This is a genomic window from Bacillus sp. NEAU-Y102 (assembly GCF_054788175.1).
The window spans coordinates 12,263-35,959 of record NZ_JBTWFK010000003.1 but is presented as its reverse complement, the minus strand read 5'-3'; the positions used below and the strand labels follow the sequence as shown (position 1 = coordinate 35,959).

Annotated in this window: 24 protein-coding genes and 1 other annotated feature (1 of these 25 running past the window's edge); of the genes, 23 read left to right on the top strand and 1 reads right to left on the bottom strand. The window is 36.7% G+C overall.

Annotated features, from left to right (window positions below; all coding sequences use genetic code 11):
* Window positions 1–119 (top strand) — a binding site (T-box leader) (it extends 101 nt beyond the left edge of the window).
* A 40-nt stretch (window positions 120–159) separates the two neighbouring features.
* The 13 genes from alaS (at window position 160) to ACYFX0_RS09515 (ending at window position 13,099) form a co-directional block, all read left to right on the top strand.
* Complete coding sequence (gene alaS / locus ACYFX0_RS09575) at window positions 160–2,802, top strand: alanine--tRNA ligase (RefSeq protein WP_106082508.1); 2,643 nt, start codon at window positions 160–162, stop codon at window positions 2,800–2,802.
* Window positions 2,803–2,878: 76 nt separating this feature from the next.
* Window positions 2,879–3,145 (top strand): IreB family regulatory phosphoprotein, encoded by a 267-nt coding sequence (locus ACYFX0_RS09570; RefSeq protein ID WP_000348591.1) that lies wholly within the window; start codon window positions 2,879–2,881, stop codon window positions 3,143–3,145.
* A 3-nt stretch (window positions 3,146–3,148) separates the two neighbouring features.
* On the top strand, window positions 3,149–3,562 hold the full coding sequence (gene ruvX, locus ACYFX0_RS09565; protein WP_001221202.1) for a Holliday junction resolvase RuvX: 414 nt from the start codon (window positions 3,149–3,151) through the stop codon (window positions 3,560–3,562).
* Between the two features lie 12 nt (window positions 3,563–3,574).
* Complete coding sequence (locus tag ACYFX0_RS09560; RefSeq protein ID WP_000392246.1) at window positions 3,575–3,853, top strand: DUF1292 domain-containing protein; 279 nt, start codon at window positions 3,575–3,577, stop codon at window positions 3,851–3,853.
* Between the two features lie 224 nt (window positions 3,854–4,077).
* Window positions 4,078–5,148, top strand: a complete 1,071-nt coding sequence (mltG, locus tag ACYFX0_RS09555) for an endolytic transglycosylase MltG (RefSeq protein ID WP_000572141.1) — start codon at window positions 4,078–4,080, stop codon at window positions 5,146–5,148.
* A 203-nt stretch (window positions 5,149–5,351) separates the two neighbouring features.
* The gene (locus tag ACYFX0_RS09550; protein WP_000389103.1) at window positions 5,352–5,993 is read left to right on the top strand and encodes an O-methyltransferase; all 642 of its coding nucleotides are present in this window, start codon (window positions 5,352–5,354) and stop codon (window positions 5,991–5,993) included.
* Window positions 5,994–6,000: 7 nt separating this feature from the next.
* Window positions 6,001–6,930, top strand: coding sequence for a peptidase U32 family protein (locus ACYFX0_RS09545; RefSeq protein WP_000742793.1), 930 nt, complete (start codon window positions 6,001–6,003; stop codon window positions 6,928–6,930).
* An 18-nt stretch (window positions 6,931–6,948) separates the two neighbouring features.
* Window positions 6,949–8,229 carry a peptidase U32 family protein gene (locus tag ACYFX0_RS09540; RefSeq protein WP_000217970.1) on the top strand — a complete coding sequence of 427 codons (1,281 nt, stop codon included), beginning with the start codon at window positions 6,949–6,951 and terminating at the stop codon, window positions 8,227–8,229.
* A gap of 17 nt (window positions 8,230–8,246) precedes the next feature.
* Entirely contained in the window at window positions 8,247–8,885 is a 639-nt protein-coding gene (gene udk, locus ACYFX0_RS09535; protein WP_000537080.1) for a uridine kinase, read from the top strand.
* Window positions 8,886–9,163: 278 nt separating this feature from the next.
* Window positions 9,164–9,640, top strand: coding sequence for a transcription elongation factor GreA (gene greA / locus ACYFX0_RS09530; RefSeq protein WP_014894880.1), 477 nt, complete (start codon window positions 9,164–9,166; stop codon window positions 9,638–9,640).
* A 156-nt stretch (window positions 9,641–9,796) separates the two neighbouring features.
* The gene (locus ACYFX0_RS09525; protein ID WP_000680878.1) at window positions 9,797–10,477 is read left to right on the top strand and encodes a hypothetical protein; all 681 of its coding nucleotides are present in this window, start codon (window positions 9,797–9,799) and stop codon (window positions 10,475–10,477) included.
* A gap of 88 nt (window positions 10,478–10,565) precedes the next feature.
* Window positions 10,566–12,320, top strand: a complete 1,755-nt coding sequence (locus ACYFX0_RS09520) for a peptidoglycan D,D-transpeptidase FtsI family protein (RefSeq protein WP_106082507.1) — start codon at window positions 10,566–10,568, stop codon at window positions 12,318–12,320.
* Between the two features lie 116 nt (window positions 12,321–12,436).
* Window positions 12,437–13,099, top strand: coding sequence for a YrrS family protein (locus ACYFX0_RS09515; protein WP_000897094.1), 663 nt, complete (start codon window positions 12,437–12,439; stop codon window positions 13,097–13,099).
* A gap of 35 nt (window positions 13,100–13,134) precedes the next feature.
* Here ACYFX0_RS09515 and ACYFX0_RS09510 read toward each other — a convergent pair whose 3' ends face one another.
* Window positions 13,135–13,350, bottom strand: a complete 216-nt coding sequence (locus ACYFX0_RS09510; protein WP_000010984.1) for a YrzA family protein — start codon at window positions 13,348–13,350, stop codon at window positions 13,135–13,137.
* A gap of 136 nt (window positions 13,351–13,486) precedes the next feature.
* Here ACYFX0_RS09510 and ACYFX0_RS09505 point away from each other — a divergent pair, with 136 nt between their 5' ends.
* The 10 genes from ACYFX0_RS09505 to ACYFX0_RS09460 all read left to right on the top strand — a co-directional run bounded on the left by ACYFX0_RS09505 (window position 13,487) and on the right by ACYFX0_RS09460 (window position 23,502).
* Window positions 13,487–14,125, top strand: a complete 639-nt coding sequence (locus tag ACYFX0_RS09505) for a class I SAM-dependent DNA methyltransferase (RefSeq protein ID WP_000536323.1) — start codon at window positions 13,487–13,489, stop codon at window positions 14,123–14,125.
* Window positions 14,126–14,139: 14 nt separating this feature from the next.
* On the top strand, window positions 14,140–14,835 hold the full coding sequence (mtnN, locus tag ACYFX0_RS09500) for a 5'-methylthioadenosine/S-adenosylhomocysteine nucleosidase (RefSeq protein ID WP_001217027.1): 696 nt from the start codon (window positions 14,140–14,142) through the stop codon (window positions 14,833–14,835).
* 82 nt (window positions 14,836–14,917) lie between these two features.
* Window positions 14,918–15,841: an O-acetylserine dependent cystathionine beta-synthase gene (locus ACYFX0_RS09495; protein WP_106082506.1), complete on the top strand. Its 924-nt coding sequence runs from the start codon at window positions 14,918–14,920 to the stop codon at window positions 15,839–15,841.
* Window positions 15,842–15,844: 3 nt separating this feature from the next.
* Complete coding sequence (locus ACYFX0_RS09490) at window positions 15,845–16,978, top strand: bifunctional cystathionine gamma-lyase/homocysteine desulfhydrase (protein ID WP_088230644.1); 1,134 nt, start codon at window positions 15,845–15,847, stop codon at window positions 16,976–16,978.
* A gap of 260 nt (window positions 16,979–17,238) precedes the next feature.
* Window positions 17,239–19,842 (top strand): bifunctional acetaldehyde-CoA/alcohol dehydrogenase, encoded by a 2,604-nt coding sequence (gene adhE, locus ACYFX0_RS09485; protein ID WP_460270349.1) that lies wholly within the window; start codon window positions 17,239–17,241, stop codon window positions 19,840–19,842.
* A 126-nt stretch (window positions 19,843–19,968) separates the two neighbouring features.
* The gene (locus tag ACYFX0_RS09480; RefSeq protein ID WP_000661454.1) at window positions 19,969–20,196 is read left to right on the top strand and encodes a YrhC family protein; all 228 of its coding nucleotides are present in this window, start codon (window positions 19,969–19,971) and stop codon (window positions 20,194–20,196) included.
* A 157-nt stretch (window positions 20,197–20,353) separates the two neighbouring features.
* Window positions 20,354–21,301, top strand: coding sequence for an ABC transporter substrate-binding protein (locus ACYFX0_RS09475; RefSeq protein WP_106082504.1), 948 nt, complete (start codon window positions 20,354–20,356; stop codon window positions 21,299–21,301).
* A 5-nt stretch (window positions 21,302–21,306) separates the two neighbouring features.
* Window positions 21,307–22,335: a FecCD family ABC transporter permease gene (locus tag ACYFX0_RS09470; protein WP_002082127.1), complete on the top strand. Its 1,029-nt coding sequence runs from the start codon at window positions 21,307–21,309 to the stop codon at window positions 22,333–22,335.
* Window positions 22,322–23,140: an ABC transporter ATP-binding protein gene (locus tag ACYFX0_RS09465; RefSeq protein ID WP_000626531.1), complete on the top strand. Its 819-nt coding sequence runs from the start codon at window positions 22,322–22,324 to the stop codon at window positions 23,138–23,140. The genes ACYFX0_RS09470 and ACYFX0_RS09465 overlap by 14 nt, the downstream gene beginning before the upstream one ends.
* Window positions 23,107–23,502: an ankyrin repeat domain-containing protein gene (locus ACYFX0_RS09460; protein WP_001192766.1), complete on the top strand. Its 396-nt coding sequence runs from the start codon at window positions 23,107–23,109 to the stop codon at window positions 23,500–23,502. Before ACYFX0_RS09465 ends, ACYFX0_RS09460 begins: the two co-directional genes overlap by 34 nt.
* Window positions 23,503–23,697: the final 195 nt, after the last annotated feature.

Here is a 23,697-nt window from a genome sequence, read left to right as displayed (position 1 = left end):
CTGAGAGCAGCTAATCACTGCCGTCTTGCCACGTTACGGCACCATGAGGTGATGAATTGATTGTTATTGTAATCAATTCATAATTAGGGTGGTATCGCGAGTTAACTCTCGTCCCTTTTATAGGGACGGGAGTTTTTTATATTTAAGGAGGAAAATACAATGAAACAACTAACAGGCGCACAAATTCGTCAAATGTTTTTAGACTTTTTCCAAGAAAAAGGACATGCAGTAGAACCTAGTGCATCACTAGTTCCACATGAAGATCCATCTCTTCTATGGATTAATAGTGGTGTAGCTACATTAAAAAAATATTTTGATGGACGTGTAATCCCACAAAATCCACGTATTACAAATGCTCAAAAATCAATTCGTACAAACGATATTGAAAACGTAGGGAAAACAGCTCGTCACCATACATTCTTTGAAATGTTAGGAAACTTCTCAATCGGTGATTACTTCAAAGAAGAAGCAATTACATGGGCTTGGGAATTCTTAACGAGCGACAAATGGATCGGATTCGATAAAGAATTACTATCAGTTACAATCCATCCAGAAGATGAAGAAGCATTCACAATTTGGAATGAAAAAATGGGCGTTCCAAAAGAGCGTATTATCCGCTTAGAAGAAAACTTCTGGGATATTGGTGAAGGACCAAGTGGACCGAATACAGAGATTTTCTATGACCGCGGGGAAGCTTACGGTAATGACTTTAGTGACCCAGAATTATATCCAGGCGGAGAAAACGAGCGTTACTTAGAAGTATGGAACCTTGTATTCTCTCAATTTAACCATAATCCAGACGGTTCATATACACCACTTCCTAAGAAAAACATTGATACAGGGATGGGTCTAGAACGTATGACATCTATCGTTCAAGATGTGCCTACAAACTTTGATACAGACCTATTCATGCCGATGATTGGTGCAACAGAATCAATTTCTGGTGAGAAATATCGTAATGGCGATTTAGAAAAAGATATGGCATTCAAAGTAATTGCTGACCATATCCGTACAGTAACATTCGCTGTTGGTGACGGTGCTCTTCCATCTAACGAAGGTCGTGGTTATGTATTACGTCGCTTATTACGCCGCGCTGTTCGTTATTCGAAGAAATTAAACATTAACCGTCCATTCATGTTTGAATTGGTACCGGTTGTTGGAGAAGTAATGAAAGACTTCTATCCAGAAGTACTTGAAAAGAAAGATTTCATTGCGAAAGTTGTGAAAAATGAAGAAGAGCGTTTCCATGAAACACTTCATGATGGTGAAGCAATTTTAGCTGAAGTTATTGCAAAAGCAAAAGAAGAAAAAACAACTGTTATTTCTGGAGTAGATGCGTTCCGTCTATATGACACATACGGTTTCCCAATCGAATTAACAGAAGAATATGCAGAAGAAGCTGGTATGACAGTTGACCAAGAAGGCTTCGAAAATGAAATGGAAAAACAACGTGAGCGTGCACGTGCTGCTCGTCAAGACGTTGACTCAATGCAAGTTCAAGGCGGTGTACTTGGAGAAGTTAAAGTAGCGAGTGAGTTCGTTGGTTACGGTACAGTTGCAACGGAAAGTAACGTTGTTGCACTTGTGAAAAACGGTGAGTACACAGATAGCTTACAAGCAGGGGAAGAAGGACAGTTAATTCTTGACGTAACACCATTCTACGCTGAGAGCGGTGGACAAATTGCTGACCGTGGTTACCTTCTTGCTGACGGCGTGAAAGTTCTTGTAAAAGACGTACAAAAAGCACCAAATGGTCAAAACTTACACAAAATAGCTGTGGAAGAAGGCACGTTAACGAAAGATGCAGCTGTGAAAGCTGTTATCGATACGAAAAACCGTAGTAGCGTTGTGAAAAATCATACAGCAACTCACTTACTACACCAAGCATTAAAAGACGTACTTGGAACGCATGTTAATCAAGCAGGTTCTCTTGTAACTTCTGAACGTCTACGCTTTGACTTCTCTCACTTCGGTCAAGTGCAAGCTGACGAATTAGAAAAAATTGAGCGTATGGTAAACGAGAAAATTTGGGAAAGTATTAACGTTGAGATTTCTCAAAAATCAATCGGAGAAGCAAAAGAAATGGGCGCAATGGCATTATTCGGTGAAAAATACGGAGATGTTGTACGCGTTGTACAAGTTGGCGATTACAGCTTAGAGCTTTGCGGTGGTTGTCACGTTGATAATACAGCTTCTATCGGTATTTTCAAAATCGTTGCTGAGTCTGGTATCGGTGCAGGAACTCGTCGTATTGAGGCGGTAACTGGTAAGTCTGCATACGAATTAATGAACGATCAAGTAGGTTTATTAAAAGAAGCAGCAGGAAAAATGAAAACAAATCCGAAAGATATTTTAACAAGAGTTGATGGTCTATTTGCTGAAGTGAAACAACTTCAAAAAGAAAACGAATCTCTTGCTGCGAAATTAAGCAATATTGAAGCTGGAAACTTAACTGATTCTGTAATGACAGTTGATGGTGTGAATGTATTAGCAGCGAAAGTAAATGTTGCAGATATGAACAACTTACGTACGATGATGGATGATCTAAAAAATAAATTAGAGTCAGCAGTTGTTGTATTAGCGTCTGTTAATGACGATAAAGTAAACATCCTAGCAGGTGTAACGAAAGACTTAATTAGCCAAGGTTACCATGCTGGTAAACTTGTGAAAGAAGTAGCTTCTCGTTGCGGCGGTGGCGGTGGTGGCCGTCCTGATATGGCACAAGCAGGTGGTAAAAACCCAGCTCAAGTCGAAGAAGCTTTAGCATTTGTACAAGAGTACGTTAAATCTGTTTCAAAATAAAGAGATAGTAGTGTACAATGGTAGGGAGAGGAGAAGTTCTTCTCCCTATACTTACTATATAAGTGAGGTGCTTGAAATGGACGGTTTTGATAAAACAATGAAGTTTAGCATTCAAGATGAAAAACAGAGTGTCCATGTAAATGATGTACTTTTAACTGTGTATGATGCACTTCAAGAAAAAGGCTATAATCCGATTAACCAAATCGTCGGTTATTTATTAAGTGGAGACCCAGCATACATACCTCGCCATAAAGATGCACGAAGCATCGTTCGTAAGCTTGAACGTGATGAGATCATTGAAGAGCTTGTGAAGTCTTACTTGAAACATCATCGTGAGGAGTAGTTTATGCGGATATTAGGTTTAGATGTAGGTACAAAAACAGTCGGAGTTGCAATGAGCGACGAAATGGGCTGGACAGCACAAGGATTAGAAACAATTAAGATTAACGAAGAACGAGGTCACTTTGGTTTTGATCGTATTTCTGAGTTAGTAAAGCAGTACAATGTGGACAAAATAGTAGTAGGTTTACCTAAAAATATGAATGGTACAATTGGCCCACGTGGTGAAGCGTGCCAACAATTTGCAGAAAACCTACGAGAGCTGTTACAATTAGACGTTGTAATGTGGGACGAGCGTTTGTCGACGATGGCAGCGGAACGTCTACTCATTTCAGCGGATGTAAGCCGTAAGAAGCGAAAACAAGTAATCGATAAGATGGCTGCAGTCGTAATCTTACAAGGATTTTTAGATAGTAAATAAGAGGTGACCAAAATGGAAGAAAATCAAATTACAATTGTAGACGAAAAAGGTAACGAACATTTATGTGAAATTATTTTCACTTTTGATGCTGAAAAATTTGGTAAAAAATCATACGTAGTCTTCTCTCCAATCGGTGAAGTAGACGAAGATGGAGACCAAATTTATGATGCAATGGCTTATGAGCAAAATGAAGAAGAGGGCGGAAGTTTACTTCCAATCGAATCTGAAGAAGAGTGGGAAATGGTACAAGAAATGTTCAACACTCTTGCTGATGAGCAAGAAGCTGAATAATAAGTACTGAAAAGATGGACGACATACAGTCCATCTTTTTTTTGTATTTATATGTAAAATGAAAGATTTTTTGTCGAAACTGTGTAATCCTTTGTAGTATAATGAGACGGATTGTAGAAAAATAAAATGGATACTAAAAAAGATAGGCGAATTTGTTGTGGCTTTCCATCATGCTGTATAGAAACATATACATATGGTCTACAATTGAATAAGGAGGAAGAGTTTTGATAGAGAATCAAGTGAAAAAGAAGCGTAGACGCATCTTTTTATTTTCGATTATTGCACTGCTTTTAGTTTGTGGTTCAGTCTATGCGTATATTTCATCCGCATTAGGACCAGTTGATAGCGGGAATAAAAAAGAGATTGAAGTAGAAATTCCGAAAGGATCATCTACAAGTAAAATTGGAGAAATTTTAGAAGAAAAAGGCGCTGTGAAAAACGGTACAGTTTTTAGTTTTTATACAAAGGCTAAATCGAAAAGTTTACAAGCAGGTACATATTTATTAAATCCTTCGATGAATGCTAAAGATGTTATCGAACAAATGTCATCTGGCAACGTGCATCGTCCAGCTCTTTATAAAGTGACGATCAAAGAAGGAGCTCAAGTAACTGAAATTGCAGAAACGATTGCGGCAGAACTAAAGTGGAATAAAGATGATGTTACGCGTCAATTAAACGATAAAGCATTTATTCAAAAAATGCAGCAAAAGTATCCGAAGTTATTAACGGATAAAATCTTTGATAGTAATATTAAATACCCATTAGAAGGTTATTTATATCCTGCGACGTATTCATTTTATAAGAAAGATACGACGTTAGAAGAAATCGTAATTCCGATGCTTGAGAAAACAAATGCAATCATTGTTCAAAATGAGGCAAAAATGAAAGCAAAGAACTGGGATGTTCATCAGCTTTTAACATTATCTTCACTTATTGAAGAAGAGGCAACTGGTTTTACAGATCGTCAAAAGATCTCTAGTGTCTTTTATAATCGTTTAGAGAAAGGTATGCCGCTTCAAACGGATCCAACGGTATTATATGCACTTGGAAAGCATAAACAACGTGTATTATACGAAGATTTAAAGGTCAACTCACCGTACAATACGTATGTTGTAAAAGGATTGCCGGTAGGGCCGATCGCAAACTCTGGTAAACATTCAGTGGAAGCTGCGTTAGAACCTGCGCAAACAGATTATTATTATTTCTTAGCTGCACCAAGTGGTGAAGTGTACTATGCGAAAACATTAGAAGAGCATAATGCATTAAAGCAAAAATACATTACGAAAAAACAGTGAAATGGGGAGGGATAGCGAAAAAAGTCGCACATCCCTCTTTTTTGTGGTAAAATATATCGGGTTAAAAACTGGCAGAAGAATCGTTTTTAATATCAAAACGGGACGTACAAGCTAAGGGTAAAACTGGCTTGTATTTTTATTGCATTCTATGTGGGAAAAGACGTCATAGAGGCACTTCTCCATGTAAATAAGGAGGACCATTTATGGAGGATGCAGTTAACGAGTACCTATTATCATTTATTGATCCGAAAGATAAATTAATTCTTGAAATGGAAGAATATGCAACAGAAAATCATGTGCCGATTATGGATCGACTTGGAATGGAATTTATGCTGCAATTTTTACGTTTAATTGGACCGAAAAGCATTTTAGAACTTGGAACAGCAATCGGTTATTCTAGTATTCGTATGATGCAAGCTATTTCAAATTCACGTATTGTGACAGTTGAGCGCAATCGTGAGCGATATGAAAAAGCACTTGAATATATAGAACGTTCCCCAGTAACAGATCGTATTTCAGTTATTTACGGTGATGCGTTAGAGACAGGTGAACAAGTAAAAGAACACGGGACATTTGACGTTATTTTTATTGATGCAGCAAAAGGACAGTATCGTCGCTTTTTTGACTTATATGAACCGTTATTAAATCCTGGTGGCGTAATTATTTCAGATAATGTTATGTACCATGGTCTTGTAACGACAAAAGAGAAAATTGAAAACAGACGTACACGTGGTTTAATCCGTCGTATTAAGACGTACAATGAGTGGCTTATGAACCATGAAGGATACGATACAACGATTTTCCCAATTGGTGATGGAGTAGCTGTTAGTAAAAAGAGAGGGTGACCAAGGTATGAAGAAACCTGAATTGTTAGTAACGCCAAGAGCGGTGGCGGATATCGAACTTCTTGCGAAAGCAGGAGCAGATGCGGTAATGATCGGTGAGCAAAAGTTTGGTTTACGTTTAGCAGGGGAGTTTTCACGTGAAGATGTAAAACAAACTGTGAAGATTGCACATGAAAATGGTGTGAAAGTATACGTAGCCATGAACGCTATGTTCCACAACGATAAAGTAGAAGAATTAACAGATTACGTTTCATTTTTAAATGAAGTAAATGTAGATGCAATTGTTTTCGGAGATCCAGCAGTATTAATGGCTGTTCGCGAAGTAGCGCCAAATATGCAGTTGCACTGGAATACAGAAACGACAGCAACAAACTGGTTCACTTGTAATTACTGGGGACAAAGAGGAGCGAAGCGCGCTGTATTAGCTCGTGAGCTGAGCTTAGATGAAATTGTTGATTTAAAAGAAAATGCTGAAGTGGAACTAGAAGTACAAATTCACGGTATGACTTGTATGTTCCAATCGAAGCGTTCATTAGTAGGAAATTACTTTGAGTATCAAGGACGTAATCTTGACATTGAAAAGAAAAAATATGAAGAGAATATGTTCTTATATGACCCAGAGCGTAACAATAAATATCCAATTTATGAAGATGAAAATGGTACTCATATTATGAGTCCGAACGATATTTGTTTCATCGATGAATTAGAGGAACTAATCGAAGCTGAAGTTGACAGCTTAAAAATCGATGGTGTACTAAAAAGCTCTGAATACATTATTGAAGTAACGAAGAAATATCGTCAAGCGATTGATTTATGTGTGGAAGATCGTGATGCATATTATGACGTGAAAGATGCTCTATATAAAGAAATAGAAGAAATGCAACCAGTAAATCGTCCGTTAGACACAGGATTCTTCTTTAAAGAAACGGTTTACTAAACGAGGAGGGTGTAGGAAATGACTGTACAAGAAATTTCACGAGTGATCGATGGCAAACGTGTTATTGTGAAGAAACCTGAACTGTTAATCCCTGCGGGTAACTTAGAAAAATTAAAAGTAGCTATCCATTACGGGGCAGATGCTGTATATTTAGGTGGACAAGAATTTGGTCTTCGTTCGAATGCAGGTAATTTTACGCTAGAAGAAATGGCAGAAGGCGTTGAGTTTGCAAAGAAGTATGGAGCAAAAATATACGTAACAACAAATATCTTTGCACATAATGAAAATATGGACGGGCTAGAGGAATATTTAAAAGGGATTGAAAAAGCTGGCGTAACGGGGATTATCGTTGCTGATCCGCTTATCATTGAGACTTGTAAACGTGTAGCGCCTTCTGTTGAGGTGCATTTAAGCACACAGCAATCACTATCCAACTGGAAAGCAGCACAGTATTGGAAAGAAGAGGGTTTACATCGTCTTGTATTAGCTCGTGAAGCAAGCTATGAAGAAATGAAAGAAATTAAAGAAAAAGTGGATATTGAAATTGAAGCATTCGTCCATGGTGCAATGTGTATCGCATATTCAGGAAGATGTACATTAAGTAACCATATGACAGCGCGTGACTCTAATCGTGGCGGTTGTTGCCAATCTTGCCGCTGGGATTATGATTTAGTTCAAACAGTATCACAACATAAAGATGCAAAAGAGCTTCCTCTATTCCAAGAAGAAGATGCTCACTTTGCGATGAGTCCAAAAGATCTAAATTTAATTTTATCAATTCCGAAAATGATTGAAATTGGAATCGATAGCTTAAAGGTAGAAGGACGTATGAAATCAATCCATTACGTAGCGACTGTAGCAACTGTATATCGTAAAGTAATTGATGCTTATTGTGCGGATCCAGATAACTTTGAGTTTAAACAAGAATGGTTAGATGAGCTTGATAAATGTGCAAATCGTGATACAGCTCCTGCATTCTTTGAAGGGGTTCCAGGACATCAAGAGCAAATGTTTGGAAATCATAGTAAGAAAACAACGTATGATTTTGCTGGTTTAGTGTTAGATTATAATGAAGAAACGGGCATCGTAACGATTGAGCAACGTAATCATTTCAAACCAGGACATGAAGTGGAGTTCTTTGGACCAGAAATAGAAAACTTTACGCAAACGGTGGAGAAAATTTGGGATGAGGATGGAAACGAATTAGATGCAGCGAGACATCCGTTGCAAATCGTGAAATTCAAAGTGGATCAACGAGTGTATGTGAATAATATGATGCGCAAAAGCATACTTCAATAAGAAAGAGTGATAGTCGAATGGGGACGAATAAGCCTGTTGTAATTGGAATTGCTGGTGGTTCGGGATCAGGTAAAACGAGTGTAACGAAAGCGATTTTTGACCATTTTAAAGGTCATTCTATTTTAATCTTAGAGCAAGATTATTATTACAAAGATCAAAGCCATTTACCAATGGAAGAGCGTTTAAAAACAAATTATGATCATCCGCTTGCGTTTGATAATGATCTGTTAATTGAACATTTGCAGCAGTTGCTTGCATATGAGCAAATTGATAAGCCTGTATATGACTATACATTGCATACACGTTCAGAAGAAATTATTCCAGTTGAGCCGAAAGATGTAATTATTTTAGAAGGAATTCTTATTTTAGAAGACCCACGTCTTTGCGAGTTAATGGACATTAAATTATTCGTTGATACGGATGCTGACCTTCGTATTCTGCGCCGCATGCAGCGTGATATTAAAGAGCGCGGTCGTACGATGGATTCAGTTATTGATCAGTACGTAACTGTTGTACGTCCAATGCACAATCAATTTATTGAGCCTTCTAAGAAATTTGCGGATATTATTATCCCTGAAGGTGGACAAAACCATGTTGCAATTGATATTATGGTGACAAAAATTGCAACAATTCTTGAACAAAAAGTAAATTTGTAATAGCATAGTAAAAGATATACGGTAGGAAGGGATTTTTTCCCTTCCCATCGAATACAATGAAACATGCAACCTCATCTATATATAGGTGAGGGCATATTTATATCAACTTTCCATACATATCTTCTTTATATAAAGAAGAATTGGAAATACGGGGTTGTATGTGACAACTCCGCTAGTGCAAGGGTACTAGAAACCTCCGCTAACAATGGAAGCGGAGGAGTTTTCATATGGAACTCCTCTTTTTTTCGGGGGATTGGTATATAAAAGGAGTGGAAAATATGTCAACAGAAAAAACATACCCTATGACGCAAGAGGGTAAGCAAAAACTAGAGAACGAACTTGAGCAATTAAAAACAGTAAGACGTAAAGAAGTAGTAGAACGTATTAAAATCGCACGTAGCTTCGGGGACCTTTCTGAGAACTCTGAGTACGATGCAGCAAAAGATGAGCAAGCGTTCGTAGAAGGACGTATTACACAATTAGAAAATATGATTCGTAACGCAGTTATCATTAAAGATAATGGCGAAGTATCTACTGTTGTTACATTAGGTAAAACAGTAACATTTAAAGAATTACCAAACGGAGATGAAGAAGCGTACACAATCGTAGGTAGCGCGGAAGCTGACCCATTTGAAGGAAGAATTTCTAACGATTCTCCAATCGCAAAAAGCTTATTAGGTAAGCAAATTGGTGAGAAAGTAACAATCCAAACACCAGGCGGAGAAATGCAAGTAGAGATTGTCTCTGTAAAATAAAAAAAAGATTCTCCTATCGGGAGAATCTTTTTTTTTGTAGAATGAAAAAAATTGTGTAAACCTTAGAGTAATTCGACAAAAAATGTCAAAAAAACACTTTAAGCTTTGATATCATAATTGGAGAATATAGGTTTTAAAAGGGAAAAGGGGCTAATTATGAAACATAAAATCTTTACAGGATTGGTGTGTAGTATATCCATATTAGGACTTGCTGCATGTGGAACGAATGAAGAAACTACATCATCAAAGGGAGAAAAAGTAAAGCAAGAAGAAAAAAAGGATATTAAAGCAACTGAGAGTTCAAAAGCCTTAGAAAATCCACAAGATAAAAAGGAATTTAATGATTTTGATGTAGCGTATCAATTAGCTATTGTCATGAAAATATTTCAAGATGTAACGATTAAGTATGATTACGCAATTGGAAATCCAGATTATTTATTGCGAGATTCGATGGATCAAAAAACAATAGATGATATGAAGAATATGTTACAAGAACAGGCGAAGAATAATGATAAAATTTTAAAAGATGAAGTGAATCAAGCGTATACATATTTAAAACAATCGAAAGTAAGTAATAAAGATGATATTCAAAAAATAATAGATGCACAAAATAATTATTTACATATTGTAGATAAGATGATTACTTGTATTGATTCTGTAACAGTTGAGAATGCAAAAGAAAAAAGAAATGAAATGGATAATCTTAGTAAGGATTATTTAAAAATAGCGGCTAATGTAACAACCACTGTAATTGAAGTTGCTAAAAACACTGGAGTGAATGAAACTGAATTTAGATCGCTTCTTATGAAATTTTTAGAGAAGCCAAAGAAACAATAATAACCTTATATAATATCTGTTTTTGTTTTGGGGATTGTATAAATAAAATAGTACCTCGTCTAAACTATAATAGACGAGGTGTTTTTTTATGAAAATAAAACGGAGAATTACAATTGTTTTAATTTGTTTTATGGGCATTATGTTTTTATTGCTTTGTCGTTTAATTCAAATCCAAATTATAGATACAGAATCATTTACTAATCGCAAAATAAATTTAATTGAAAAAAGTGTTACGCAACGTACGCAATCCATTGCAGTAGACGATGGACGTGGGCAGTTTATAGATCGTAATGGTAAAGAAATAGGGGAGGAAAAGTATCCTGTTTTAATTGTTTTTCCATTTTTACAAATAAAAAATGACATGTTAGAGAAAATCGCGCATATCATTGGTGTGTCGAGACAAGAGATCAGAAGACAAATGAAAAATAAAAAAAATGCATTTATACTGCAAGGGGAAACTGCTCCATTTCGAGTGACACGAGAGCAGATGGAGAAGGTGAATCAATTACATGTATTAGGTATTGTAGCAGCTGAAGTGCGATTAAAACAAACTGGGGAGATAAATCATTTAATTGGTGATGTAGGGGAGAACGAAAGAGAATTTCAAAAGCGATATGGAGAAGTGAAAAAAATTTCAAAACAAACGCCGATAGGTATTTCAGGATTACAGCAATCATTTGATGAATTTTTATTGACTGATGGAGAGGCAAAAGTATTGTATCAAGTAGATCGGCAAGGAGAACCAATTTTCGGAAAGCAAGCGAAATATACTTCACCAGGAAATCCATTTTACCCAGTTAGGATTCAAACTACTTTACATAAAGGGTTGCAGCAAAAAGCAGAAGAAGTGATTGAAGCAAATGAAATAAAGAGGGGGGGATTAGTATTACTTGATGTAAAGACAAATGAAATATTAGCGATGGTCAGTAAGCCGTCTTTACAAGTAAGAGATAAGAATTTATATAAGACTACACTTGAAAATCAAATGTTAACGCCGCATTTTCCAGGCTCTGTTTTTAAAACAGTAGTTGCAGCTGCAGTCATTGATCAAAAAGTAAATTTGTTTAATCGGACATTTAATTGTAATAAAGATTTATATGGTGAAAACGACCCACAAGTTATGATGGGTACACTTAACTTCAAAGAGAGCTTTGCTAGGAGCTGTAACAGGACATTTTCCGAGTTAGGTAACGAGCTATTACAAAAGGATAGGACGGTGCTAGAAACATACGTAGCAGCTTTAGGAGCAAATGAAAAGGTCGGATGGAAAGGTTCTGTATTTCATACACCTCATTTCGAGCAAATGCCAGAAGAAAAAGGCTCTACTATTTGGGGGAATGAAGAAAACAAAAATAGTAAAAAAGCGGTAGAGCAAACAGCGATTGGACAGAAAGATGTACGTATATCACCTCTAGCAATTGCTAATATGATGGCGACGATTGCGAGGAATGGAAAAAAGATGGAAGTGAAAGCTGTTGAAAAAATAGTATATAAAAATGGAGCGGATTTTTTTACATTTGAGAACCATACGTTACATGGAAAACAGCTTTCGTATGAAACAGTGAAAACATTACAAGAGTTATTAAGAGGCGTTGTAACAAGGGAGAAAGGAACAGGAACGGCATTCCGCTCGTTGCCGCTCAGTGTCGCTGGAAAATCCGGGACAGCGCAAACAGGGAAAGGGACGAGGGTGAATCGCTGGTTTGCAGGTTATTTTCCGTATGAGAATCCAAGATATGCTTTAGTTGTTGTTGATCTAGAGACTGATAACAAAGTGAATAAAGTCACACCTATTTTTAAAGATATGGTAGGAGCAATCTATCAATTGGAGAATGAAAAGTAATCTTGCAATTTATAGTGAATTGTTTTCATTTCATGAAAATATCATTGTAAATGTTCAACCTTTCTAGATTTAATGTTACAATAGCAATTAGGAAAAACTGCATGGAGGTTTGGAGAATGGCAGGAGGATCAAGATTCCAACAGAAACAACAAAAACGTCGTCAAAACGGTGTTTTAAATATTGCAATCGCTATTGTATTACTATTAGTAGCTATTGTAGCATATCAATTGTTCGTTCCTAGTACGAAAGAGCAAGCATCTTCTACTGATAAGAAAGTCTCTCAACAAACAACAAAGAATGAGAAAGCTGGAAAATCAGAAGATAAAGAATCTGCTAAGAAAAAAGAAAAAGAAAAAGAGCAAGCAGAAGCTAAGCAAAAAGCTGAAGAAGAGAAGTTAAAGGCTGAGGAAGAAAAGAAAAAAGCTGAAGAAGAAGCGAAAGCTAACGAGAAAGTATCAGCTGAAAAAACTGTATCCAAGGCAAAAGAGGCTTATACAAAACCTTCTTGGAAAGCTGTAGGAACAGAACAAGGTTCATCACCAGCGATGACGTTTAAACAGGGGTCATCAGATTGGAATGAGATGCAAAGTGCAATTGCTGCAGGTATTGAAGTACCGAAGGAGCAATTAGTATTCCATTTTGTTGGAAGAGACAAAACTGGAAAGAGTAAAGCTTATGGTGACGTTCAAGATAAGCAAAGTGGAAAAAGATATTACGTAAATATTGATTGGGTAGATAATGAGGGCTGGAAACCAGTACTTGTTCAAACTCTAAACTAAAAAAGAGAAGCTCCTTAGGAGCTTCTCTTTTTTAGTTAACGCAATTTCTTTAATTTAAAATGAACAACCGCGCTATAATACGGTCTTTTGCTTTCAGGATCCATAACCATTTGATGTGAGATGTGATGAACTTCAAGCATAAGTGCTTTATTATTATCGATTTGTTCACTAATTTTTCGTTCTAAAGAAGCTAAGTCTCCCGCTTCAAAAAATTCTACTTTATCTTCTAACATTTCAAAGGTAAATGACATGAAGACGGCCCCTCTCCTATGTAATCAACTATAGTGTAACAAAGAAAAGAAGGAAATACCATGTACATTTCAATTGACATTTTTAGAAAGAGGGAATATCATACTGATAAAACCGATAAGAAAAAGGGGAATTTTTATGGGCACAGAATTTAATGGTTTATTTGATGAGTGGGCTCATACGTACGACTCATTCGTACAAGGCGAAGATATACAATACAAAGAAGTTTTCGCCCATTATGAGGATATTCTAGAGGATGTAGTTAACAAGTCATTTGGTAATGTATTAGAATTTGGTGTCGGTACAGGTAATTTAACAAATAAATTATTACTTGCTGGCCGCACAGTTTACGGTATAGAACCGTCGCGTGAAATGCGTATGATTGCAAAAGAGAAATTGCCAAAAGAATTTTCGATTACAGAAGGTGATTTTCTTTCGTTTGAAGTCCCAAATTCAATTGATACCATTGTAAGCACCTATGCATTTCATCATTTAACAGATGATGAAAAAAATGTAGCGGTTGCGAAGTATAGTCAATTGCTAAACAAAGGTGGTAAAATAGTGTTTGCTGATACGATATTTGCAGATCAAGATGCATATGATAAAACTGTTGAAACAGCAAAACAAAGAGGTTTTCACCAGTTAGCAAACGATTTGCAAACGGAATACTATACACGTATTCCAGTTATGCAGACTATTTTTGAAAACAATGGCTTCCATGTAACGTTTACGAGATTAAATCATTTCGTTTGGGTAATGGAGGCAACTAAGCAATAGAAAGAGGGATTAGATTGAGAATTGCTGTAATTGGAGCAATGGAAGAAGAAGTACGTATTTTACGTGACAAATTAGAACAAGCAGAGACAGAAACGGTTGCAGGTTGTGAATTTACGAAAGGACTATTAGCAGGACATGAAGTAATCTTGTTAAAGTCTGGTATTGGTAAAGTAAACGCAGCGATGTCAACGACAATTTTATTAGAAAAATATAAGCCTGAAAAAGTAATTAATACTGGTTCAGCTGGTGGATTCCATCATTCTCTAAACGTTGGTGATGTAGTTATTTCCACTGAAGTTCGTCACCATGACGTAGATGTAACAGCATTTAACTATGAATATGGTCAAGTACCAGGAATGCCGCCTGGATTTAAAGCTGATGAGGCGTTAGTTGCATTAGCTGAGAAATGTATGCAAACTGAAGAAAATATTCAAGTTGTAAAAGGTATGATTGCAACAGGCGATTCATTTATGAGTGATCCGAACCGCGTTGCAGCCATCCGTGATAAATTTGAAAATCTTTATGCGGTAGAAATGGAAGCAGCAGCTGTTGCACAAGTATGCCACCAATATGAAGTTCCGTTTGTTATCATTCGCGCACTTTCTGATATTGCTGGTAAAGAATCCAATGTTTCATTTGATCAGTTTTTAGATCAAGCAGCTCTTCATTCTACAAACTTTATCGTAAAAGTGTTAGAAGAGTTAAAGTAATGTAACAAAAAGGCAACTGTCTCATATAAAGAAAATACATACAGTTGCCTTTTCTTTATTGGCAAACAAGGGGGAGAACACGATGAATGTATATCGTGGAGTTCATGAGTTAATTGGTCATACACCAATTGTAGAAATTACTCGTTTTTCACTTCCGAAAGGGGTCCGCTTATTTGCAAAGCTTGAATTTTATAACCCAGGCGGAAGCGTTAAGGATCGTTTAGGAAGAGAATTAATTGAAGATGCGCTAGAAAAAGGGCTTGTTACCCAGGGTGGAACAATTATTGAACCGACTGCTGGGAATACTGGTATTGGACTGGCACTTGCAGCATTAGAACATGATTTACGTGTTATTGTTTGTGTACCAGAGAAATTTAGTATTGAAAAACAAGAATTAATGAAAGCACTAGGTGCAACGGTCGTGCATACACCGACTGAGCAAGGAATGACCGGTGCAATTGCAAAATCAAAAGAATTAGTAAATGAAATACCGAATTCATACTCTCCAAGTCAATTTGCAAATGAGGCAAATCCTCGTGCATATTTTAAAACATTAGGTCCTGAACTGTGGGACGCATTGAATGGAGAGATTAACATATTTGTTGCTGGAGCAGGAACTGGCGGTACGTTTATGGGGACTGCATCTTATTTGAAGGAAAAAAATATAGATATTAAAACAGTTATCGTAGAGCCAGAAGGATCTATTTTAAATGGTGGTAAGGCTGGTTCACATGAGACAGAAGGAATTGGACTTGAATTTATCCCGCCATTTTTGAAGACATCTTATTTTGATGAAATTCATACGATTTCTGATCGAAATGCATTTTTACGAGTGAAAGAATTAGCGCAAAAAGAAGGACTTCTCGTTGGAAGCTCTTCAGGAGCAGCATTTCATGCGAGCTTACTTGAGGCAGAGAAGGCAGCGCCAGGTACAAATATTGTAACCATTTTTCCTGATAGCAGTGAGCGCTATTTAAGTAAAGACATATACAAAGGATGGGAATAAAAAATGAGAGCAAAGACAAAGTTAATTCATGGTATTCGCATAGGAGAACCTTCAACTGGATCTGTAAACGTACCGATCTATCAAACAAGTACGTACAAACAAGAAGCAGTTGGTAAGCATCAAGGATATGAATATTCACGTACAGGTAACCCAACACGTGCAGCTTTAGAAGAAATGATTGCCGTATTAGAAAACGGTCATGCTGGATTTGCATTCGGTTCTGGAATGGCTGCTATTACAGCAACAATTATGTTGTTCTCAAAAGGTGACCACGTTATTTTAACAGATGATGTTTATGGCGGAACGTACCGTGTTATTACGAAAGTATTAAACCGCTTCGGTATTGAGCATACATTTGTAGATACAACAAACTTAGAGGAAGTTGTAGAAGCGATTCGTCCAAATACGAAAGCAATTTATGTGGAAACACCAACGAACCCACTACTAAAAATTACTGATATTAAGAAAATATCTACTCTTGCTAAAGAGAATGATTTATTAACAATTATTGATAACACATTCATGACGCCGTATTGGCAGTCGCCAATTTCTTTAGGAGCAGACATTGTACTTCATAGTGCAACGAAATATTTAGGAGGTCATAGTGACGTAGTTGCAGGTCTAGTAGTTGTAAATAGCCCACAACTAGCAGAAGACCTTCACTTTGTACAAAACTCAACAGGAGGTATTCTTGGACCACAAGATAGCTTCTTACTACTTCGCGGTTTAAAAACATTAGGAATTCGTATGGAAGAACATGAAACGAATTCACGCGCTATTGCTGAATTTTTAAATAATCATCCAAAAGTAAATAAAGTATATTACCCAGGTCTTGAATCACATCAAAACCACGAATTAGCAACAGAACAAGCAAATGGATTTGGTGCTATTATCTCGTTTGATGTAGATAGTGAGGAAACATTAAATAAAGTACTTGAGAAACTGCAATACTTTACACTTGCTGAAAGCCTAGGAGCAGTAGAAAGTTTAATTTCTATCCCATCTCAAATGACACATGCATCAATCCCAGCAGATCGCCGTAAAGAATTAGGAATTACAGATACATTAATTCGTATTTCTGTCGGTATTGAAGATGGTGAAGATTTAATTGAAGATTTAGCACAAGCGCTAGCATAATAAAAATGCACTGCTAATGTGGAGCAGTGCATTTTTATTATGTTAATTTGTGAAATGTTTCACAAATTAGACATACACAAATGAAATGAATTCATGTATATTGAATTCATGAAATGTTATTCATAAATAAACTTGTGAAATACTTCACAAACAGTGGGATTCATGTAGGACGGTAACTCTATTTTTTTTCGCTAATCGGGACTTATTATGACCTATAGGGACTTATAAAGACCGTGATAACAGAATAGGAGGAAATTTACATGGTAGTCAAAGAGAAAGTTGTAAATGAAATGCAAGAGGTAAAAGAGATGATTGATACGTTAGTAAATAACGGTCAACAAGCTTTACAAGCATTAGAAAGTTTTACACAAGAGCAGATTGACAACATTGTTCATGAAATGGCATTAGCAGGTGTTGATCAACATATGCCACTTGCAAAATTGGCTGTTGAAGAAACAGGCCGTGGTGTCTATGAAGACAAATGCATTAAAAATATTTTTGCCACTGAATATATTTGGCATAGTATAAAGCAAGATAAAACGGTAGGAATTATTCACGAAGATCCTCATGAAGAAATAATAGAAATTGCAGAACCTGTCGGTGTAGTAGCTGGGGTAACACCAGTAACGAATCCAACGTCGACAACAATGTTTAAAGCGTTGATTGCGATAAAAACGAGAAATCCAATTATTTTCGCATTTCATCCTTCTGCACAAAATTGTTCGGTGGCAGCAGCGAAAACCGTATATGATGCAGCAATGAAAGCTGGTGCACCAAAACATTGTATTCAATGGATTGAAAGACCGTCTGTCGAAGCGACGAAACAATTAATGAACCATGAGGGTGTGGCACTCGTTCTAGCAACTGGAGGCGCTGGTATGGTGAAATCAGCTTACTCTACTGGAAAACCAGCGCTAGGTGTAGGTCCTGGTAATGTACCGTGTTATATAGAAAAATCAGCACATGTAAAACGAGCTGTTAATGATTTAATTTTATCGAAAACATTTGATAACGGTATGATTTGTGCATCGGAACAAGCAATCATTGTCGATAAAGAAATCTATGATGATGTTAAAACAGAAATGATCGAAAACAATTGTTACTTTGTAACAGAAGAAGAAAGAAAAAAATTAGAAAAGCTCGTTATAAATGAAAATACATGTGCAGTAAATAGTGATATTGTAGGAAAATCAGCACAGTATATTGCCGAATTAGTTGGGATTACTGTTCCTGAACATACAAAAATGCTTGTAGCTGAAATTCAAGGTATCGGAGCAGCATACCCGTTATCTCGTGAGAAACTGAGCCCAGTATTAGCCTGTGTGAAGGCGAATTCATTAGAAAAAGGATTTACATATTGCGAAGAAATGTTGAACCTCGGTGGTTTAGGACATTCAGCAGTTATTCATTCTACAAATAAAGAAGTGCATAAGCAATTTGGATTACGTATGAAAGCTTGCCGTCTCATTGTAAATGCACCTTCATCACAAGGTGGAATAGGGGATATATATAACGGATTTATTCCGTCACTTACACTTGGTTGTGGTTCATACGGAAAGAATTCAGTTTCCAAAAATGTAACGGCGACTCATTTATTAAATATAAAAAGGCTGGCAAATAGAAAAAAGAATATGCAGTGGTTCAAATTGCCACCAAAAATTTATTTTGAAAAACATGCTACAGCGTATTTAGCAAATATGCCTAACATTTCACGTGCATTTATTGTAACGGATCCTGGAATGGTTGAACATGGCTATGTGGATACAGTCACGCACTATTTAAACAAGCATGCAAATGATGTGAAAATTGAAGTTTTCTTTGAGGTCGAACCAGATCCATCAGATGAAACTGTCTTTAAAGGTGCGGAAATGATGAGAAGCTTTAAGCCAGATGTAATTATCGCACTTGGTGGTGGTTCAGCTATGGATGCAGCAAAAGGAATGTGGTTATTCTATGAGCATCCAGAAACGACATTCTATGGCATTAAACAGAAGTTTTTAGATATAAGAAAACGTACATGTAAATATCCGGAATTAGGAAATAAGGCGCAGTTTGTTGCGATTCCAACAACATCAGGAACAGGATCAGAAGTGACACCATTTGCGGTTATTACAGATAAGAAAAATAATATAAAGTATCCGCTCGCAGATTATGAATTAACACCAGATGTAGCAATTGTTGATCCGCAATTTGTAATGACAGTACCACCACATGTAACAGCAGATACTGGTATGGATGTTTTAACACATGCAATTGAGGCGTATGTGTCTGTTATGGCAAATGACTATACAGATGGATTAGCATTAAAAGCTATTGATCTCGTATTCAAATATTTACCGAGAGCATATAAAGATGGAAATGATGAAGAAGCACGGGAAAAAATGCATAACGCTTCTGCAATTGCAGGGATGGCATTTGCAAATGCTTTTCTAGGTATTAATCACAGCTTAGCACATAAAATTGGTCCAGAATTCCATATTCCGCACGGACGTGCAAATGCAATTCTTATGCCGCATGTAGTCCGCTATAATGCTATTAAGCCAAGAAAACACGCATTGTTCCCAAAATATGAGCACTTTGTAGCAGATGAACGCTATGCACATATTGCGAGAATGCTCGGGCTTCCAGCAAGCTCAGTAGCAGAAGGTGTGGAATCACTCGTCAAAGCAATTATTGAGCTTGGAAAAAGCTTAAATATTAATATGAGTATTGCAGGACAAGGGGTAGATAAAGAGCAATTTGAAGAGGTTGTTGGAGTATTAGCAGAAAGAGCTTTTGAAGATCAATGTACAACTGCTAATCCAAAGTTACCGCTTATTTCAGAGCTGAAAGAAATTTATATGGAAGCATATAAAGGTGAATAATGATTAAAAAAGAGCCGCAGTAAAGCGGCTCTTTTTTTGTTGGAAAACATCTCCCAGAATGGCTGTATTTACTGGTCTTTCAGTTTCATAGAATATGATAAAGTGAAATGGAGGAGTGAGAATATAATGAAAGAATTACAAGGGAAAATAGAAGATTATACTAGGTTCGGACAAATTCTTCTCGCTGTAAGTACATTGTTAATGGTTGGCTTGTTGATTCCGGATGGAGCAAAAGAGACAATCCAATTTTTTGTTATGATGGGGAGTATCGTTATATTTTTAAGTTTATCGTTCTTTTTCTTTCAGCGTGTGAAAGTGATGCGTGACCAGTTAGAGGAAAATGAATGTGAATAATATTGTTAACTAGAACGCGGCGAAAAGAAAGAATCTTTTTGTCGCGCTTTTTGTTTTTTGTAGAAAAATGTATGCGTTTCATGTTGACAATGATAATCCTTATCAATTAAAGTAGAATAGTAGTTAATGATTATCATTATCAATTAGAGGTGAAGGAATGAAAAAATCTATTACGCTATTTACAGCGATTTTATCTATTTTTTTCTTGTTAATAGGTTGCAGTGCCAAAGGGGACGAAAAAGCGTCTGCAACCAAAACAGAAAAAGGAAAAGAAAAAATCGAAATTACCGACCTGTCAGGGAGAAAGGTAACATTCGATAAAGTACCAGAAAGTTTTGCAACATTAAGTATGGGGGACATGGATATTATTCATGCTTTAGGTGGAAAAGTAGTAGGTCGTCCGGATACGAAATTAACTCTTCCAGAGGAGTTAAAGAAGGCAAAAGTAATCGGGAATGCACATCAACCGAATTTTGAGCAAATTGCTAGTTTAAAGCCCGATGTACTTGTTGCTAACAATGGATTCCAAAAGAACGTGCCAACGGTTGAAGGACAAGGAACGAAAGTAATCATTTCTTCTGCGAATTCTGTACAAGATATTCAAAAGAATATTGAATTATATGGAACGGCAATGAAGAAAGAAGATAAAGCAAAAGAACTTAATCAAAAAATCAATAATCAAATGAAGAAATATGAGAAAAAGAGCGATGTGAAAGCATTGCTAGTGTATGGCGCACCAGGTACTTATTTAGCGGCATTACCAACATCTTTATCAGGTGATATTTTAGAAAAAACAGGCGGAAAAAATATTGCTTCTGATTTTCCAGAAATGAAAGAATATCCGCAATATGCACAGCTAAGTGTAGAACGTATTATTGAGGCGAATCCAGATGTGATTTATTTAATTACACACGGAGATCCAACAAGTGTGAAAAAAGCATTCGAAGGCGAAATGATGAAAAATGAAGCGTGGAAAAATTTAGATGCAGTAAAACAAAACCGCGTAGTTATTTTGCCACCTGATTTATTTGGATCTAATCCTGGGACAAAAGTTACAGAAGCAATGGACTTTATGTATAAAAGTATACAAAATGTAAGGAAATGATACGTATGGAAAGTAGTGAAGTAGTAAGAGAAAAGGAACATCCTTTTGCGAAAAAAAGATGGATAATAGCAGTTACTTTAGTTGTATTAACAATCCTAGGCCTCTTTTACGGTCTTTTCGCAGGAAGTTTATCCTTTTCTGTACGAGACATTCTAACAGGTATACAAGATGAGGGTTCGACAGTACATCGAATTGTATGGGATCTTCGCATACCGAGAGTGCTCGTTGGGTTTATAGTAGGAACATGTTTAGCTGCATCTGGTACACTGCTGCAAGGGGTTATGAGAAACCCTCTTGCAGATCCTGGTATTATCGGAGTTTCATCTGGGGCAGGCCTTGTAGCAATTGTCATCATGATTTTATTCCCACAGCATCTAGCTTTTTTACCACTAGGGGCGTTTTTAGGAGCTTTCATAACAGCGATGGTTATTTATGCTTTATCATGGCAAAAAGGGGCACCACCTTCAAGAATCGTCTTAGTAGGGGTGTCGATCAATGCATTAATTGGTGCAGCAACGTCAGCATTAATGTTATTACATAGTGACAAAGTACAATCCGTGTTACCGTGGCTAGCGGGTGGTATTGGTGGTGTAAGTTGGGCACATTTAAACATGATTATTTATTATGCAATATTCGCCATTATATTAGCTTTCTTTGGCATTAAGCATATTCGAGTGTTAATGCTTGGAGATGAAATGGCAAAGTTATTAGGACATAACGTGGAAAAAAGTCGGTTTTATTTAATCGTAGTAAGTACATTATTAGCTGGAATTGCAGTAAGTGTATCTGGTCTTATTGGATTTGTCGGTCTTGTCGTACCACATATGCTACGTTTATTAGTTGGAAATGATTATAGATATTTGCTACCTTTATCATGCCTTGGCGGCGGTGTATTACTTGTTTTTGCGGATGCAATAGCTCGAAGTTGGTTCGATCCAATCGAATTGCCTGTTGGTATTTTACTGTCCTTCTTAGGTGGTCCGTTCTTCTTATATTTAATTCATAGAGGAGGAAAACAACGTGATTTCCGTTAACAAAGTGTTTTATGCACACTCTGAAAGATTTCAAATGCAAAATATGAATGTACATATTAAGGCTGGAGAAATCGTTAGTTTAATTGGTCCGAATGGATCGGGAAAATCTACTTTGCTTCGTTTAATAGCAAGGCTACTGAAACAAAGCGAAGGGGACATCATTTTAGATGGGAAAAACATTCATATGATGAAGAGTGCTGATGTAGCGAAGCAATTAGCAATGTTACCACAAATGCATGATCATCAATTAGATTTAACAGTGAAAGAACTAATTGAGTTCGGAAGAGGTCCACATAAATCATGGAGTAGCCGCTTAAATAAAGAAGATGAAGAAATTGTTGATTGGGCATTGTCTGTTACAAATCTTGAAGGGTATGAATATCGTCTTTTACATTCTTTATCAGGAGGGGAACGGCAACGTGCTTGGATTGCCATGACGCTAGCGCAACGTACAAATGTCTTATTATTGGATGAACCAACAACCTTTTTAGATATCGTTCACCAGTTGGAAGTAATGGAACTTGTGAAACGATTAAATGAGGAGTATGGAATGACAATTATAATGGTTTTACATGACATTAACCAAGCTGCTCAATATAGCGATCGTTTACTGGTATTAAAGCGAGGAAAGATTCAGTATGATGGTATACCAGAAGAAGTGCTATGCCATGAAATGTTTCAACATGTATTTGGCATAGATGTAGATATCTTTCAAGGAAGTGACAAGCCGTTTTTTACACCGAAACGAATTTCTAAAAGGGGAGAAGAGCGATGCAAACAGAAGAGCGTATTACCACTGAATTAGTAAGAGAATTTGTTATGGCAGCTCACGGGGATTTAGAGAAAGTACAAGAGCTATTGGTTGAATCGCCAAGCTTACTTCACGCCTCTTATAATTGGGGTGGATCAGATTGGGAAAGTGCGTTAGGGGCATCGGCACATGTAGGTCGTAAAGATATTGCTCTTTATTTACTAGAAAAGGGTGCTCGGATGGATATTTTTGCAGCAGCTATGCTTGGTGAATTAGAAGTTGTACAAGCTATTTTAGTAGCTCAACCAGAAGCATTGCGTGCATCTGGTCCTCATGGTATTTCTCTTCTTCAGCATGCACGAATGGGTGGAGAGAAATCTAAGCGTGTATATGATTATTTAGCAATACTATCTTAATGAACGAAGGAAGTTCTTATGTGCGGTAAACTTTTCACTTGAAACAATTGGAAAGTTTACCGCCCGTTAGAACGGGATAAGTATCTAGTATATTTGAAAATCCTACACCCCCTCAACTGTAGTTTTCTTAATACTAGTTATGATATGGATGCAGTAGACGAAATTTGTCTACTGCTTTTTTTAGTCGTTAAGAAT

Excerpts from the sequence above, each read along its gene's own strand:
- alaS (WP_106082508.1), top strand. The coding sequence starts at position 160 with ATGAAACAACTAACAGGCGCACAAATTCGTCAAATGTTTTTAGACTTT.
- ACYFX0_RS09570 (WP_000348591.1), top strand. The coding sequence starts at position 2,879 with ATGGACGGTTTTGATAAAACAATGAAGTTTAGCATTCAAGATGAAAAA.
- ruvX (WP_001221202.1), top strand. The coding sequence starts at position 3,149 with ATGCGGATATTAGGTTTAGATGTAGGTACAAAAACAGTCGGAGTTGCA.
- ACYFX0_RS09560 (WP_000392246.1), top strand. The coding sequence starts at position 3,575 with ATGGAAGAAAATCAAATTACAATTGTAGACGAAAAAGGTAACGAACAT.
- ACYFX0_RS09550 (WP_000389103.1), top strand. The coding sequence starts at position 5,352 with ATGGAGGATGCAGTTAACGAGTACCTATTATCATTTATTGATCCGAAA.
- ACYFX0_RS09545 (WP_000742793.1), top strand. The coding sequence starts at position 6,001 with ATGAAGAAACCTGAATTGTTAGTAACGCCAAGAGCGGTGGCGGATATC.
- ACYFX0_RS09540 (WP_000217970.1), top strand. The coding sequence starts at position 6,949 with ATGACTGTACAAGAAATTTCACGAGTGATCGATGGCAAACGTGTTATT.
- udk (WP_000537080.1), top strand. The coding sequence starts at position 8,247 with ATGGGGACGAATAAGCCTGTTGTAATTGGAATTGCTGGTGGTTCGGGA.
- greA (WP_014894880.1), top strand. The coding sequence starts at position 9,164 with ATGTCAACAGAAAAAACATACCCTATGACGCAAGAGGGTAAGCAAAAA.
- ACYFX0_RS09525 (WP_000680878.1), top strand. The coding sequence starts at position 9,797 with ATGAAACATAAAATCTTTACAGGATTGGTGTGTAGTATATCCATATTA.
- ACYFX0_RS09520 (WP_106082507.1), top strand. The coding sequence starts at position 10,566 with ATGAAAATAAAACGGAGAATTACAATTGTTTTAATTTGTTTTATGGGC.
- ACYFX0_RS09515 (WP_000897094.1), top strand. The coding sequence starts at position 12,437 with ATGGCAGGAGGATCAAGATTCCAACAGAAACAACAAAAACGTCGTCAA.
- ACYFX0_RS09510 (WP_000010984.1), bottom strand. The coding sequence starts at position 13,350 with ATGTCATTTACCTTTGAAATGTTAGAAGATAAAGTAGAATTTTTTGAA.
- ACYFX0_RS09505 (WP_000536323.1), top strand. The coding sequence starts at position 13,487 with ATGGGCACAGAATTTAATGGTTTATTTGATGAGTGGGCTCATACGTAC.
- ACYFX0_RS09495 (WP_106082506.1), top strand. The coding sequence starts at position 14,918 with ATGAATGTATATCGTGGAGTTCATGAGTTAATTGGTCATACACCAATT.
- ACYFX0_RS09490 (WP_088230644.1), top strand. The coding sequence starts at position 15,845 with ATGAGAGCAAAGACAAAGTTAATTCATGGTATTCGCATAGGAGAACCT.
- adhE (WP_460270349.1), top strand. The coding sequence starts at position 17,239 with ATGGTAGTCAAAGAGAAAGTTGTAAATGAAATGCAAGAGGTAAAAGAG.
- ACYFX0_RS09480 (WP_000661454.1), top strand. The coding sequence starts at position 19,969 with ATGAAAGAATTACAAGGGAAAATAGAAGATTATACTAGGTTCGGACAA.
- ACYFX0_RS09475 (WP_106082504.1), top strand. The coding sequence starts at position 20,354 with ATGAAAAAATCTATTACGCTATTTACAGCGATTTTATCTATTTTTTTC.
- ACYFX0_RS09470 (WP_002082127.1), top strand. The coding sequence starts at position 21,307 with ATGGAAAGTAGTGAAGTAGTAAGAGAAAAGGAACATCCTTTTGCGAAA.
- ACYFX0_RS09460 (WP_001192766.1), top strand. The coding sequence starts at position 23,107 with ATGCAAACAGAAGAGCGTATTACCACTGAATTAGTAAGAGAATTTGTT.